Genomic DNA, 13,488 nt, shown 5'->3' with positions numbered 1-13,488 from the left:
GCCGCCGCGCCGGCCAGGGCAAGAGCCAGGACAATGGCCTCGGCGCCGCTGCGCCCGCATCACCGCACAGGCGTTGAGCGCCGCGCCCGTCCGGCGCCGGTCGAGGCCAGCGCCCGCAGCAGGATGGCGATGGTGGTGCCGTTGTGCAGCGTGGCGGTGGCGACCGGCGACAGCCGCCCCAGCGCCGCGCCGGCCATGATCGCCGAATTGATCGCCACCGAGGCGGCGAAGTTGGAGCGGATCAGCGCCATGGTCTCGGTGGCGAGGCCGCGCAGCATCGGGATGGCGTCGAGCGAATCCTCCAGCAGCACGATGTCGGCGGTGGCGCGGGCGATGTCGGCGGCGCGCGGCATGGCGATGCCGACATGGGCGGCCATCAGCGCCGGGCCGTCATTGACGCCGTCGCCGACGAAGGCGACGGTGCGCCCCTCCGCCTTCAGCGCTTCGACCACCCTGGCCTTGTCCTCCGGCTTCTGGTCGTGGAATACGAGGTCGAGCCCGAGCGCCGTGCCGATCTGGCGCGCCTTGGCCTCGTGGTCGCCGGTGATCATCGCCACCGTCTTGATGCCCAGCGCCCGCAGCCGCCGCAGCACCGCCGGCGTCTCGGCGCGCAGCCGGTCGCGCAGTCCGATCACCCCGATCAGCTCGCCGTCGGCGGAGACGAACAGCATCGACTTGCCCTCGTGGGCGAGGCGGTCGATCAGCGCCTCGACGCCCTCGAAACCGATGCCCTCGTGCTCCTCGAGATAGTGGCGCGAGCCGATGCGGATGGAGCGGCCGCACACGGTGGAGCCGATGCCGTGGCCGACCAGGAAGCTCACCTCCTCGTGGCCGATATGGGCGAGGTGGCGCCGCTTGGCGAGATCGACCACCGCGCCGGCGACCGGATGGGAGGTGTGCTCGGCGAGTGAGGCCACCAGCGCCAAGAGCTCCGGCTCGTCGAGCGCGGCCCCGGCCGGGCGGTGGATGTCGGTCACCTCCAGCGTGTTGTGGGTCAGCGTGCCGGTCTTGTCGAACACCACGGTGTCGACGGCGGCCACCGCCTCCAGCGACCGGCCGCTCTTGATCAGGCAGCCGCCTTTGGCGGCGCGGAACATCGCCGCCTTGATGGCGATCGGCGTGCCGAACTTCACCGCGCAGGAATAGTCGACCAGGAACACCGATTCGAGCCGCCGCCAGTCGCGGGTGAGCGCGAACACCCCGGCGCCGGAGGCCAGCGTGATCAGCACCCGCCGGTTGGCCATCTTCTGGCTCTCCGACTGGATGCCGGAGGGATCGGCCAGCCCTTCCTGGATGTAGCGCGAGATGCGGGCGGTGGTGGTGGCCTCGCCCACCCGCTCGGCGGCGATGACGAGGCGGCCGTCCTCGACCACCGAGCCCGACAGCACGGAATCGCCGGCCTCGCGCGGCACCGGCAGGCTCTCGCCGGTCACCGCCGAGGCGTTGACCCAGGCCGCGCCCGCCGCGACCACGCCGTCGACCGGCACCCGTCCGCCGGTGCCGACCACCACCCGGGCGCCCTCCACCACCTCGTCATAGGGCAGCTCGATCACCTCGCCGGAGGGCGTCTCGATGGTCACGGTGTCGGGCCGCGCCTGCAGCAGGTCGCGCAGCAGATGGTCGGAGCGGCGGGCGGTGGAGGCCTCGATGTAGCCGCCGAGATCGAGCAGGAAGCGGGTGAAGTTGGCGGTGAGGTATTCGCGGCGCAGGGTGGGCAGCGAAATCGCGGCGGCGTCCAGCACCTCGACCGTCAGCCCGTCCCGCGCCGCCGCCCTGATGCCGCGCAGCACCACGCCCGCGACATTGAGCACGGTGACCGGACCCCTGAGCGGCGGCGGCAGCACGGCGGCCAGCGCCATGAGCGCGCCGGACATCACCACCTGGGCGAGGTCCGGGCCATCTGCTTCGGCAGGTGGCACGGCGTCGGCGGCGATCGGCTCGTCGATCGCCTTGAGGATGGCGCGCCGCGTGTCGGCCGTGCCGTCGAAGGCGACGATCAGCGAGGCGCAGGGCGCATTCAGCCGCACCTCCTTGACGCCGCGCACCACCTCGACGCGCGCGGCGCTGCGGGTCCAGAGATCGGCTGAACTGCGGTCGAGCCGCAGGCGCAGCCGGCCACTGGTTTCGTGAGCTATGACGGTCATCGGCTCATGGCCGGGCGCACGGCCCGGCGCTCAATTGGCGGGGTCGTCCTCGCCGGCGGCGAGCTCGGCCTCGGCGTCGCGGAAGCGTTCCTTCATCTCCTCGACGCCGCCCTGCAGCGTCGACCACACCTTCACCGCCGCGCCGATCAGGTTCTTCTGCACGGTCTCATTGGTGAACAGGAAGGTCAGGCCGGCGCCGATCAGCACGCCCTTGATCAGCGCGTCATTGTGGACGCCGAGCCCGGAGGTGAAGAGCGAGGGCTCGTCCTTTTCCGCCGGGCGGGGCGGCGGCGCTCCCCAGCCCGGACCCCACCCCGGCGCCGGGCCGCCGTGCGGCCACCATGGGCCGGCCCACGGGCCATGGCCCGGCGGGTGTCCCCAGGCGCGGTGCCAACCCGGTCCGAACCCAGGCCCGAAACCCGGCGGGCAGCCCGGCCAATAGGCCGCGTGGGCATGGTCGGCGGCCTCGTCATGCGGCGCGGCGTGCCCGTCCGGCGCCGGCGCGCCGCCGGGCGGGACATAGGGGCCGTAGGGGCCATAGGCCGCAGGCCCGAACGGGGCGGGGCCATAGGGTCCGGCGCCGTAGGGGCCGGGATAGGGGCCGGCACCATAAGGTCCGGCGCCATAAGGTCCGAAAGGTGCGCCGCCCCACGCCGGCTGCTGCGGGGTCTTGTCGTCGGTCTTGTCGCTCATGGGTCAACGTCCGGTCAAAGGGCAGGGGCGGCCGGCGCATCCTCGGCCGGCGCGGCGAGGGCGTCGGCATCGGCATCGGCGATGGTGTCGGCAGGTTTCGGCGTGTCCGGCTTGGCCTTCGGGCTCATCGCCCAGGTGGCGACGGCGGCGCCGGCCAGAAATGCGGCAAGCCGCGCGACGCCATGGCCGCCTATGGCGGCGGCGGCCGCGCCGCCCACCGCCGAGGCGAGGCCGCCGGTCGCCGCGGCGTCGAGCGTGCGGGCGACCGCCTGCTGCGAGGACGACTCGCCCCGGCGCACGGCGGCGACCTGCTGGCCGGCGACGATGCCGCCGCTGACCGCGGCGCCGACCGCCCCGAAGCGCAGCGCGGCGTCGATCACCTCGCCGGGAAGATGCTTGAAGCGGGACATCAGGGCTCTCCTTGTTTGCCGGGCGTGCCGCGCCGGCCGGCGATGGCGGCGAGGGTGAGGATGGCGGCGGCGCCGAGCGCCGCGCCGGTCCAGAATTGGCGGTTCGCCAGCGTCCGGCGGTCGAGCAGGCCGGCCGCCCGGCCGCCCCGGAACGGCCGGGGGCCGCGCTCGTCCATCAGCTCGTCGACGATGTGGCCGGCGCGCCGGAGGCCGCGGGCGAGGCCTTCGAACAGATCATCCTGCGACATTGCGCGCTCCCGAATCTGTGCCGGCCGCCGGCCGCCCGATCCCGGCCAATTGGTCGAACTCGGCGTCGCCGGCGGCGATCAGCCGGCCCCACAGATCGGGGGCGATCAGGCCGGGGGCGTAGTCGATCACCACCGACAGCGCAGCCGGATTGACCCGCACGCCGCGGATGGCCGGGGTGGCGGCGGCATGGTCGGTCAGCCGCCGGGCGAGGCCGGGCCCGAGCAGGCCGAGCCCCGCGGGCGAAAGCCGCAGGCGGATGCGTCCGCGCACATGGTGGGCGATATCGAGATGCCGGCGCAGCGGCTTCAGCGACGCGGCGAGCGCAGCAAAGCCATCAAGTGCAGCCCCGTCGGAGCCGTGCGCGCAACCCATGTCCGGTCCCTTCGCCGAAGCCGGCGCCGGATGTCCGCAGGCGTCCCGTCCGCCCGAAGGGCGGCGGAACCGGAGGGCCGGGCCGGATTGTCGGATGGATGCGTGGACCGGGTGGCGGAGCGACGAAGCGCATGGCTGCCTGCACGCAGCGTCAAGGATGGGACCGTCCGCGCGCCGTCACATTGATTCAGATCAAACGCGCGAGCGCGGGGCTCCTCAATCGAAACCGCCGAACCGCAGCATCAGGGCGCCGGCCAGCAGGCCCGAGGCCAGCCCCGCCGAGCGCATGGCGAAGGTGGTGTAGGCGTCGCGCAGCACGGTGGTCACCGCCCAGCGGGCGTGGGTCTCGGGCGGGCGGCGGTCATCGGGCAGCAGCAGCCACATCTCGGTCTTGCGGTAGTTGGCCTTGGAGATGTTCCAGGCCTTGGCGAGCAGGATCATGCTCATCGCCAGCGCCATCACGCCGCCGGCCTGCAGCGCCAGACGCGGCAGGAAGCTGAAACCCATCATCACGCAGCAGATCGCCAGCAGGCCGAACGCGGTACCCTTGGCCACGGTGAAGAAGGCAAGCTTGCGCAGTTCGTCCATGCGGGGCCTCGCGCGGGGGGAGGGGGAGGGACGGTGCGCGAGCGTGAATCGATTGCGCGGCGGGAGCAAGGCACGCGGTGTCGCGGCGCGCATTCGTGATCGGGGGCCGGAACTGCGCGTGCTACGCCCTTCGGCTGCGTTTGTCGCCTCTGGTCTCGCCTCGCCGCCGGTCGTTCCCGGCCGAGCCGCGTCAGCGGCGAGGGGAAGGGAACCCACAAGCCGCGCCGCCGGACACGCAAGGCGCGATCCAGCGGCGCGGTGAGGCGGGACAGTTGCTCCAAGCCGTTCCGACGAGCCATTCCCTTTGGGCCCCCTTCCCTCGCGTGGCTGCGCCACGCTCGCCGGGGGCGACCGGGGGACACTGTCGCCCCGGGCGAGCAATGCGAGATCCGGTTGTGTCGGCGTCATCCCGGGCAAGCGGCGTCAGCCGCACGATCCGGGATCGTCATCGGCAAAAAGGCATCCCATCCTGAGAACGGTCCCGGCTCGCGCTTCGCTTGGCCGGGACGACGATCTCTCCCCGCCGGCGCCCCGGATCTCGCTTCGCCGCCGGTCGTTCCCGGCCGAGCCGCATCAGCGGCGAGGGGAAGGGAACCCACAGTGCGCCGGCAGCGGCATGGCGCAATACGCTTCGCTATTGCGCCCTACGTTCTACGCGCTCTTTCGCCTCACAGGCCGATGGTCAGGAACCGCCCCATGGCCGGCAGCGTCAGCAGCGCCGTGCCGGCCATCCAGATCAGGAGCGACACCTCGTCGGAGTCGGCCTGCCCCCGCACCCGCTCATAGATCGCGGCCGGGATGCCGGCGGCGATGATGGTGGCGGTGGCGGTGATCAGCGAGGAAAACATGAAGGTGAGCGGGCCCGAGCCGAACAGGATGGCCGGCGACAGCAGCAGCACGTGGAAGAACACGAAGGACAGGACGCCGGTGTTGAACAGGCCGTTGATGGTGCCGAAGAAGGCGATGGCGACGAAATAGGCGTTGCGCGGCATCGATGCCTCCCTCAGGCGCCCGGTGTCTGGACCGGCAGCAGGCCGGAGGTGGCGAGCGCGAAATAGAGCGCGACACGGGCGAGAAACAGCCACACCAGCGAAAACAGCCACACCAGGATGGGCGGGGCGGCGCGCGGCGTCACCAGCGCCACCGCGTTCACCACCGGGTCGGTGACGCGGCAGAAGAAACGCCAGATGTAGTTCTTCGAGTCGGCATCCACCACGATACCGAGCAGCACCCGCCCGAGCAGCGTGTAGAACAGCGCCGCCAGGATGAAGTTCGGCAGATGAAAGTACCAGTGGGCGAAGATCGTCCCGGTGGTCAATGTCGCCTCCCCGCGGCGCCGTCCCGAAACGGCGCGGATATGCCAGTGTTTTTCAGGGAATCCCGCGGATCAAGCCGGAGATTCGTATGACACGGTTCGTTGGGTGCCTCGGCGGCGAAGGCACCAAAAAAGAAGGCGGGGTTCCGAGGAACCCCGCCAGTCGTCTGCAACGTCTGCTCACTCGGCTCAGGCCGTCTTCTCCTGGAAGATCGTCTTGCCGCGCGGCTTGCGGATCTCGTCGATGAAGGCCCGCATCTCGGCCGACGGCCCGGGCGTGATCAGCGACACCGCCCAGATGATCAGGAAGCCGAGCGGCAGGCTGAACAGCGCCGCCGAGATGTTCTTGACGCCCCACCAGTTGGCGATGCCCTGGGCAAGGGTGTCGTAGGCCTTCCACGCCGCGGCATTGTCGGGCGCGGCGAGCCAGGCCGCCTTGAGCTCGGCATACTTCGCAACCTGGGCCGGGGTGGCCGAGGACAGGAAGCTCCACGTCTCGTAGAACGAGCCGGCGAAGTAGCGCGTGCCGACGAGATAATAGAGGCACAGGCCGAAGCCGACGATCATGCCGGTGAGCGCGCCGACGGTCGAGGTCCGCTTCCACCAGATGCCCATCACCAGCGCCGGGAAGATGCCGGCGGCGGCGAGCGAGAACGCCCAGGCCACCATGGCGACGATGTCGGCCGGGCGGAACGAGGCGGTGTAGGCGGCGAGCACGGCCACGACGATCAGCAGCGTGCGGGCGATGATCAGCCGGCGCGCGGTCGGCGCGTTCTTGTCGATCATCTTGTAGTAGACGTCGTGGCTGAGCGCGTTGGCGATGGCGAGCAGCAGGCCGTCGGCGGTCGACAGCGCCGCGGCGAGGCCACCGGCCGCGACGAGGCCGGAGACGACGTAGGGAAGGCCGGCGATTTCCGGCGTCGAGATGACGATGGCGTCGGCCTGGATGGCGAAGTCGCCGAACCGGAGCACGCCGGCATGGCCCGCGATCTTCTGGCAGGCCGCCAGCACCGCGGCGGGGTCGGTCGCCTGCGCGCCGCAGACATTGATCAGGCCGACCTTGCCGTAGGAGTAGATCCACTGCGGCAGGTCGGTGATCGCCCGGCCGATGACCTCCTGATAGACCTCCAGCTTGGCGAAGGCGGCATAGGCCGGCGCCGTGAAGTAGAGCATGAAGATGAACAGCAGCGACCACGCCACCGACAGCCGCGCCTCGCGCACCGACGGCGTGGTGAAGTAGCGCATCAACACGTGCGGCAGCGAGGCGGTGCCGATCATCAGGCACAGGATCAGGCCGAAGAAGTTGACCGGGTCATAGGTGGTGAAGGGCTGGATGTGCGATTTGATCTGCCCGGCCACGGCGAGGCCCTGCTGCACCATCTCCTGCTCGCGGGCGGTGATCGCCTGCAGCACCTCGCCATAGGTGAACTGCGGCAGCGGCAGGCCGAACTTCTGCGCCGACAGGATCACCACCGGGATCATGTAGGCGATGATCAGCACGATGTACTGGGCGACCTGGGTCCAGGTCACCGCGCGCATGCCGCCGAGCATCGAGCACACCAGGATGCCGGCGAGACCGACATAGACCGCGACGGTGAAGTCCATGTTCAGCAGGCGCGCACCGATCAGGCCGGTGCCGACGATCTGCGCCACCACATAGGTGAACGAGCACGACAGCAGCACGATGATGGCGAGGAAGCGCGCGAAGTTCCCATTGTAGCGGAAGGCGAAGAAGTCCGGCACGGTGTAGCAGCCGAACTTGCGCAAGTACGGCCCGACCAGGATCGCCACCAGCACGTAGCCGCCGGTCCAGCCCAGCACGAAGCCGAGCCCGTCATAGCCGAGCAGATAGAGCGTGCCGGCCATGCCGATGAAGGAGGCCGCGCTCATCCAGTCGGCGCCGGTGGCCATGCCGTTGTAGAAGGCCGGCACGCGCCGCCCGGCGACGTAATATTCCGACACCTGCATGGTGCGGGACATGATGCCGATGAAGGCGTAGACGCCGATGGTCAGCGCCACGAACAGATAGCCGATGACGTTGTTGGGAACGCCCACTTGTTCGAGGATGGCAAGGATCACCACGAAGCCGAGGAAGCCGCCGGTGTAGAAGGCGTAGATCTTGCCGAGATTGGCCGTGAAGTCCGAAGTGCCCTGGGTCTGTGTCGCCATGGTGGTTCTCCTCACTCGTCCTCGGCGACGCCGCAGTCGCGGTCGATCTTGTCCTGGGCGTAGGCGAACCAGAACAGCATGACCACGAAGGCGATCAGCGAACCCTGCGCGGCCATGTAGAAGCCGAGCGGGAAGCCGAAGATCACGATCTTGTTCAGGGCCGTGACGAAGAAGTGGATGAAGAACGAAAAGAACGCCCACAGGGCGAGCATGATCCACATCAGGCGGACCGTGCGCGGCCAGTGGGTGGCCTCTTTGGGGTTGGACATTGGCGTGGTTCCTCCTCGATGACTGTGAGCCGCCAACGGCGCGGCCAACAAAAAGTCAAACGGGAAGACCGCCGGAACCCGAGTGTTTCCAGCCGACCGTGGCGCTTCCCGACGCGTCCCGCTTGAATTGGTTGCATAGGGGACTTGTCGGCAGCCTAGCAGGCCTGCGCAATCCTCCCTATGCTACTATTTGCCGAGACGCCCGCCGAACCCGCTGAAATCGCTGGCGTTTATTGCATTGCAGCATCGGCGGCGCGAAATTGGGGCGGGCGCAAACGCCGGACAACGCTGTCTCCGGGGCGGACGGGTGGGCCGGCGGTCTCGCGCCGATCCCGCATCGCAACCGGCCTCGTCCGCGAGGCGTGCCCTATTGCCGCGTGCGGGATGAATGCGACATGGTGATACGGAATCCGGCTGGTCAGGCCGGCGTTTCGTCTGCCGGTCGCCGAAAGAGATCCCCTTCGTATCCGAAAGAGATCCCCTTCGTATCAAGGTCTTTTGGTGAGGCTGTTGCCGGCATTCCGAAGCGATCAACCGGAAACCGCATGACGTTTCGTCCCCGGTTCCGTCCGCCCGCAAGGAGGCCCGGCCCGATGGCGCTGTTCGACCTGTTCCGCAAGGCTCCGCCCGCCGCCGACCGGGCGGCGCTGGTGGCGTGGCTCGACAGCCGCGCCGCCCACCTGATCCAGAAGGGCATCCACGAATATTCGCGCGCCCGCGCCGGCACCAACTGGCAGGTGATCTATCAGGAGCCGATGTTCATCGCGGCGCTGGACGTGGCGCGCTGGCGCTCGTTCCCGATCGGGCTGCAATTGGTCGGCGAGATGGTCGAGGGGGCGCTGCGCCCGTTCGCGCCCGCACCTGCCGCGCTGGCGCCGGCGGTCGCCGCGTGTGCGCTCAAGGCGTTCGACCGCCACCCGGTCTATCCGGCCATCGGCGACGCGGAGTGGGGGGCGATGCGCGCCGCGCTGCACGACGCGCTCATCGCGGTGGGGCTGCATCCGCCAAAGCCGGTCAAGGACATTTCGGTGCCCTTCGGCCCGCGCATCTTCGAGCTGATGCCGATGCACCCGGACATCAAGCAGCAGGATTCGCTGATCGTGCGCAATCACCTGCGCACCAGCCTGATCACGCTGCACGCCGAGTTCGTGCGCGACTTCGACTGCGCGGCGCTGGCGGCCGAACTGGCGCCGGCCGGGGCGTGATGCCGACGGCCGTCTCGCGTGCGCCCCGCCGTGGTCATCGCCGGGCAGGCCCGGCGATGACGGGAGCGGTTGGGCGGGCTTGCGACGCCATTCGGTTTCCGGTTGATCCCTTCGGGATACCGGAAACGGCCTCGCCGAAAATCCCAGGTCCTCAAAAGATTCGCGGCAACGGGATTTTCGGCGATCGGAATACGCTTTACGGCTTGATCAGCCGGAAACCGTATCACTTCGCGGCGAGGAACGCGCCCACCTCCAGCAGCACGAACTCGTTGTCGTCCTGCACCTGCGGCTTGCGACCGGCGGAGTAGGGGAAATTGTTGTCGTTGGCGACGATGATGTGGGTGGCATCGACGCGATCGACATCCTCGATCGTCACGAACGGAAAGCTGAGCGTGCCCTCGCTGCCGCCCTGGCGGGCGAGCCCCTTGGGATCCTTGATCGCCATCAGATCGATGTAGCCGACCTTGCGCACCGGCTTGCCGACGGTGGCATCCGACAGCTCGATCTTGTAGACGCGCTTGAAGCGCGCCGGCACGTTGAAGCAGTCCGGCCGCGGCGCGCCCTCCGGGCAGGCTTCGGCCTCGGCGCCCTCGCCATTGTCGCGCTCGATGATCAGCCCCATCGTCGGATCGATCATGTTGAAGTCGCCGATATTGTTGCCGGCGAGCTCCAGCGGGTAGTACCAGAACCGGCCGGTCCACTTGTTCTCGGCGGTCGAGAATTCGAGGATGCGCAGCACGGCCTTGCCGTCGATGGTCTCCCAGGCGCCGGCCGCCGCGTCCCACAGCGGGCCTTCGAGCAGCGGATAGAGGAACTTGCCGTCCTTCGAGGCGGCCATGCCCTCATAGCCGCGCGAGCGGCGCACGGTGAACTCGACCTTGCCGCCCGGCACCGCCGGGGTGAGCACCTGGAAATGGTCGGGCGAGCGGGCGACCTTGCCGTCCACCATGGTGTCGAACACCGCTTCCACCTTGCCGGTCTTGTCGGTGCGGATCAGATAGGGGCCGAACTCGTCGCCGAACCACAGCTTGTCGCCGATCGGCTGGATCGATTCGATGTCGAAGTCGGCGCCGGTGAGATAGCGCGCCGGCGTGCCTTCGAGCGTGATCTGGAACGGCACCTTGCGGTCGGGGTCGCGCAGGAAGATCGTCTCGGCGATCTCCATTTTGCCGCTCGCCCAGTCCGGACGCACGCGGTGGGCGACCAGCAGGGCGTCGGCCGAGTCGCGCTTGGCGCCGAAGCCGTTGTCGGTCAGCACCAGGAAGCTGCCGTCATCCATCGTCTTGATGCCGGAGAAGCCCTGCACCGGCTGGCCCTTGATCGGCACGGTGAAGCCGGTCTTGCGCGGCGCGGTGGGGGCGGAGAGGAACGAGGTGCCGGCGATCGTGCCGGTCTCGTCGACGCGGCGGCGGTCGGGCGAGACGAACTTGCCGGAGACGGCGAGCTCGGCCGGCGCGTCGGCCGGCGGCGCGAAGCTGGCCGCGGCCGGAATGAGGGCGTGGCCGGCGAGGGTGGCCGGGAACTGCTGCTGGGCAGCGGCGGGCGTGGCGAGCGCGCAGGCCGCCACGATGCAGGCCGTCAGACGCATGACGTATCCTTTTCCATCCTAGGGCATTTTCCGCAAAAGTGGATGCCGGTTTTGCGAAAGAAAATGCGACAAACCAAACACTTGGAGCGTCCGATCTGATGCGGTCAGATCGGATGACGCTCTAGCTGTGGAGCCTCAACAGGTTGTCCTCGGTCAGACCGAGGCGGCTGATGGGTGTCTTGGCTTGCAAGCTACCATGGGGCCTGTGCCAATTGTAGCGATGCAGCCAGATCGGCAGCTCTGCGGCGCGCTGATCGGAGTGCAGATAAGCTTTGGCGTAGGCCCATTCGCGCAAGCTCGTTTGGACGAAGCGCTCGGCCTTGCCGTTGGTCTTGGGCGTATACGGCTTGGTGCGCAGGTGCTTGATCTCGAGTAGGCGCAGCGCCCTGGCATAGCGGAAGGAGCGGAAGCTGGCGCCGTTGTCGGTCATCACGCGCTGAACCTTGACGCCATGGGCCCTGAAGAAGCGCAGTGCATTGAACAGAAAGCGCAGACAGGACGGGCGCTTTTCGTCGGGCAGGATTTCCGAGTAGGCGACCCGCGAATGATCGTCGATGGCGAGATGCAGGCACTCCCAGCCGACCCCGCGGCTGTTGCTTTGCCCGCTGCGATCGCCGGTGATGCGGTGGCCCACCGTGTTGAACCGGCCGAGCTTTTTGATGTCGATGTGAATGATCTCGCCGGGATGCTGGCGTTCGTAGCGCCGGACCGGTTCGGCCGGCTCCAGGGCGCTGAGCTTGTTCAAGCCGCGCCGCCGCAGGATACGGCTGACGGTGGCCGGCGAGAGGCCGAGCTCGGCCGCGATCTGCTTGCCGGTGCAGCGCTGGCGGCGCAACGCCTCGACCGCAGCGCACGTGGCGGGCGCTGTTTGGCCTGGCGATGAAAGCGGCCTGGAGGAGCGGTCGCGCAAACCATCGACACCCTCGGCGCGGAAGCGCCCGACCCATTTGGCGACCGTCTTCGGCGTGGTGTTGTAGCGACGCGCGGCCTCGGCATTGGTCAGTCCGCCATCCACCACGGCGCCCACCATCACCTCTCGACCTTTCGGGGTCAGGCGAGCATTCTTGTGAGTGTCCATTCGGTCCTCCGCGAATCACTGACGTCTGGCGACATCAGCGTTCCCGGCCAGGGCCGAATGGACAACCTCCTGAAAGCCCACATCTAGCGCTTGGAGGCGGGAGACTTGGCCGCGCCGGATGTCGTGCCGCTGACGGTTCGGCGACGGTTCGATGACGCGGCCGGCGCGGCGACGGGGCGGGCGGCCGTTCCGGTCATAAAGTCCTAGGCCAGGAATTGTGTGCCAATGCGGAAGGCGTCGGCGAAACAGGGGCTTGCGGGTGCCCCGGCGGTGTGCCGCCAAGATTGCTTGCGCCCGTGGGCGCAACCGGGCATAAGTCTAGGGCGAAATTCCTAGGAGAGGAGCCCGTCGTGTCCATCGCCCCGACCCCTGCCGATCCGCCGCGCGCGGGCACCGCCCCAGCCGGCCGCCGCACCGGGGCGTCCGCGCCCCAAACCGGCCGGCGCACCGGCGCGGCCGCGCCCCAAACCGGCCGCGACCATCAGGCGGCCTATCTCATCGCCACCTGGCTCGCCGCCTCCCTGCACCGGGTCTCGCCCGCCGCCCTGGAGCATCCGCGCGGCGCGCACGACATCGTGCTCGCCCGCCAGTGTGCGATCTATCTGGTGCATGTGGTGTTCGGCTTCGACCGCGCCGCCACCGCGACGCTGTTCCGGCGCGACCGGCGCACGGTCGAGCGCGCCTGCGCCCGCATCGAGGATCTGCGCGAGGACGCCGCCACCGATCGCGGGTTCGACGCGTTGGAGCGCCGGGCCCTGGCGCTGGCCTCCTCGCTCGGCCTGGAGGTGCGGCGATGAGCGCGTCGCGCAAGAGGGGCTCCCGCAAGAGCGCTGCCGAAGCGCGGCCCGCCGCCAAGGCTCCATCCCTGGCGCAGCACCGCGCGCTGGTGGCGGACCGGGTGGAGGTCGACGGCATCGCCGCCGAGGTGCTGCGCGATGCCGAGGAAAGCCCGCTCGCCTGGCTCGCCCGCCGCCGGGACAAGGCCGGCCAGCCGCTGATCGCCCCGCACCAGTTCGTGGCCGGCGAGCGGCTGCGGGCGGACTTCACCCGCGCGCAGATGACGCCGCGCGTCACCGCCAGTTGGGATGCGTCGGTGGGCGCGAGCCGCCGCGGCGAGAGCCGCGATCCGGCGCTGTTCGCCGAGGCGGTGGTGGCGGCCAAGGCGCGGCTGGAGCGGGCGCTGGAGGCAGCCGGCCCCGAGGTCGCCGGGCTCCTGCTCGACGTGTGCTGCTTCCTCAAGGGGCTGGAGACGGTGGAGCGCGAGCGCGGCTGGCCCGCCCGCACCGCCAAGGTGGTGCTGGGGCTGGCGCTCGACCGGCTCGCCCGCCACTACGGCCTCAGCGGCGAGGCGCGCGGGCCGGCGCGCGGCCGCATGCGGAGCTGGAGCGCGGAGGCCGAAGCGGGGTGA

General features: G+C 69.6%; 15 protein-coding genes. 3 read left to right on the top strand and 12 right to left on the bottom strand.

Translation table 11 applies throughout. From position 1 onward, the window contains the following. Positions 1-59: 59 nt before the first annotated feature. From BLTE_RS13800 to BLTE_RS13755, 10 genes are all read right to left on the bottom strand, one after another. On the bottom strand, positions 60-2,144 hold the full coding sequence (locus BLTE_RS13800; RefSeq protein ID WP_126401241.1) for a heavy metal translocating P-type ATPase: 2,085 nt from the start codon (positions 2,142-2,144) through the stop codon (positions 60-62). A 30-nt stretch (positions 2,145-2,174) separates the two neighbouring features. After that, a complete protein-coding gene (locus BLTE_RS13795) occupies positions 2,175-2,837 on the bottom strand; it encodes a hypothetical protein (protein WP_126401240.1) in 663 nt (220 codons plus the stop codon). Between the two features lie 14 nt (positions 2,838-2,851). After that, positions 2,852-3,247, bottom strand: a complete 396-nt coding sequence (locus tag BLTE_RS13790; protein WP_126401239.1) for a magnetosome protein MamC family protein — start codon at positions 3,245-3,247, stop codon at positions 2,852-2,854. Then, complete coding sequence (locus BLTE_RS13785) at positions 3,247-3,495, bottom strand: hypothetical protein (RefSeq protein WP_126401238.1); 249 nt, start codon at positions 3,493-3,495, stop codon at positions 3,247-3,249. Before BLTE_RS13785 ends, BLTE_RS13790 begins: the two co-directional genes overlap by 1 nt. After that, entirely contained in the window at positions 3,482-3,868 is a 387-nt protein-coding gene (locus tag BLTE_RS13780; RefSeq protein ID WP_126401237.1) for a hypothetical protein, read from the bottom strand. The genes BLTE_RS13785 and BLTE_RS13780 overlap by 14 nt, the downstream gene beginning before the upstream one ends. A 216-nt stretch (positions 3,869-4,084) precedes the next feature. Then, entirely contained in the window at positions 4,085-4,456 is a 372-nt protein-coding gene (locus BLTE_RS13775) for a hypothetical protein (protein WP_126401236.1), read from the bottom strand. Between the two features lie 668 nt (positions 4,457-5,124). Then, positions 5,125-5,448: a hypothetical protein gene (locus tag BLTE_RS13770; RefSeq protein ID WP_126401235.1), complete on the bottom strand. Its 324-nt coding sequence runs from the start codon at positions 5,446-5,448 to the stop codon at positions 5,125-5,127. An 11-nt stretch (positions 5,449-5,459) separates the two neighbouring features. Beyond that, positions 5,460-5,774 carry a YggT family protein gene (locus tag BLTE_RS13765; RefSeq protein ID WP_126401234.1) on the bottom strand — a complete coding sequence of 105 codons (315 nt, stop codon included), beginning with the start codon at positions 5,772-5,774 and terminating at the stop codon, positions 5,460-5,462. Positions 5,775-5,960: 186 nt separating this feature from the next. Then, entirely contained in the window at positions 5,961-7,940 is a 1,980-nt protein-coding gene (locus BLTE_RS13760) for a sodium:solute symporter family protein (protein WP_126401233.1), read from the bottom strand. Positions 7,941-7,951: 11 nt separating this feature from the next. Beyond that, positions 7,952-8,209 carry a DUF4212 domain-containing protein gene (locus BLTE_RS13755; RefSeq protein ID WP_126401232.1) on the bottom strand — a complete coding sequence of 86 codons (258 nt, stop codon included), beginning with the start codon at positions 8,207-8,209 and terminating at the stop codon, positions 7,952-7,954. 593 nt (positions 8,210-8,802) lie between these two features. On the opposite strand from BLTE_RS13755, the gene BLTE_RS13750 reads away from it, so the two are divergent. Next, positions 8,803-9,414, top strand: coding sequence for a hypothetical protein (locus BLTE_RS13750; RefSeq protein WP_126401231.1), 612 nt, complete (start codon positions 8,803-8,805; stop codon positions 9,412-9,414). Between the two features lie 223 nt (positions 9,415-9,637). Here BLTE_RS13750 and BLTE_RS13745 read toward each other — a convergent pair whose 3' ends face one another. Together BLTE_RS13745 and BLTE_RS13740 are read right to left on the bottom strand one after the other, a co-directional pair. Further along, a complete protein-coding gene (locus BLTE_RS13745; RefSeq protein ID WP_126401230.1) occupies positions 9,638-11,002 on the bottom strand; it encodes an esterase-like activity of phytase family protein in 1,365 nt (454 codons plus the stop codon). Positions 11,003-11,123: 121 nt separating this feature from the next. Continuing rightward, entirely contained in the window at positions 11,124-12,080 is a 957-nt protein-coding gene (locus BLTE_RS13740; protein WP_126396489.1) for an IS481 family transposase, read from the bottom strand. Positions 12,081-12,430: 350 nt separating this feature from the next. Here BLTE_RS13740 and BLTE_RS13735 point away from each other — a divergent pair, with 350 nt between their 5' ends. Both BLTE_RS13735 and BLTE_RS13730 read left to right on the top strand, forming a co-directional pair. Next, positions 12,431-12,877: a hypothetical protein gene (locus tag BLTE_RS13735; protein ID WP_160140619.1), complete on the top strand. Its 447-nt coding sequence runs from the start codon at positions 12,431-12,433 to the stop codon at positions 12,875-12,877. Further along, on the top strand, positions 12,874-13,488 hold the full coding sequence (locus BLTE_RS13730; RefSeq protein WP_244599998.1) for a DUF6456 domain-containing protein: 615 nt from the start codon (positions 12,874-12,876) through the stop codon (positions 13,486-13,488). The genes BLTE_RS13735 and BLTE_RS13730 overlap by 4 nt, the downstream gene beginning before the upstream one ends.

This window comes from Blastochloris tepida (assembly GCF_003966715.1).
GTDB lineage: Bacteria > Pseudomonadota > Alphaproteobacteria > Rhizobiales > Xanthobacteraceae > Blastochloris > Blastochloris tepida.
The sequence above is the reverse complement of the archived record's forward strand: the minus strand, read 5'-3'. Positions and strand labels throughout refer to the sequence as shown.

Coding starts and splice junctions, on each gene's coding strand:
- BLTE_RS13800 (WP_126401241.1), bottom strand. CDS start 2,144: ATGACCGTCATAGCTCACGAAACCAGTGGCCGGCTGCGCCTGCGGCTC.
- BLTE_RS13795 (WP_126401240.1), bottom strand. CDS start 2,837: ATGAGCGACAAGACCGACGACAAGACCCCGCAGCAGCCGGCGTGGGGC.
- BLTE_RS13790 (WP_126401239.1), bottom strand. CDS start 3,247: ATGTCCCGCTTCAAGCATCTTCCCGGCGAGGTGATCGACGCCGCGCTG.
- BLTE_RS13785 (WP_126401238.1), bottom strand. CDS start 3,495: ATGTCGCAGGATGATCTGTTCGAAGGCCTCGCCCGCGGCCTCCGGCGC.
- BLTE_RS13780 (WP_126401237.1), bottom strand. CDS start 3,868: ATGGGTTGCGCGCACGGCTCCGACGGGGCTGCACTTGATGGCTTTGCT.
- BLTE_RS13775 (WP_126401236.1), bottom strand. CDS start 4,456: ATGGACGAACTGCGCAAGCTTGCCTTCTTCACCGTGGCCAAGGGTACC.
- BLTE_RS13770 (WP_126401235.1), bottom strand. CDS start 5,448: ATGCCGCGCAACGCCTATTTCGTCGCCATCGCCTTCTTCGGCACCATC.
- BLTE_RS13760 (WP_126401233.1), bottom strand. CDS start 7,940: ATGGCGACACAGACCCAGGGCACTTCGGACTTCACGGCCAATCTCGGC.
- BLTE_RS13755 (WP_126401232.1), bottom strand. CDS start 8,209: ATGTCCAACCCCAAAGAGGCCACCCACTGGCCGCGCACGGTCCGCCTG.
- BLTE_RS13750 (WP_126401231.1), top strand. CDS start 8,803: ATGGCGCTGTTCGACCTGTTCCGCAAGGCTCCGCCCGCCGCCGACCGG.
- BLTE_RS13745 (WP_126401230.1), bottom strand. CDS start 11,002: ATGCGTCTGACGGCCTGCATCGTGGCGGCCTGCGCGCTCGCCACGCCC.
- BLTE_RS13740 (WP_126396489.1), bottom strand. CDS start 12,080: ATGGACACTCACAAGAATGCTCGCCTGACCCCGAAAGGTCGAGAGGTG.
- BLTE_RS13730 (WP_244599998.1), top strand. CDS start 12,874: ATGAGCGCGTCGCGCAAGAGGGGCTCCCGCAAGAGCGCTGCCGAAGCG.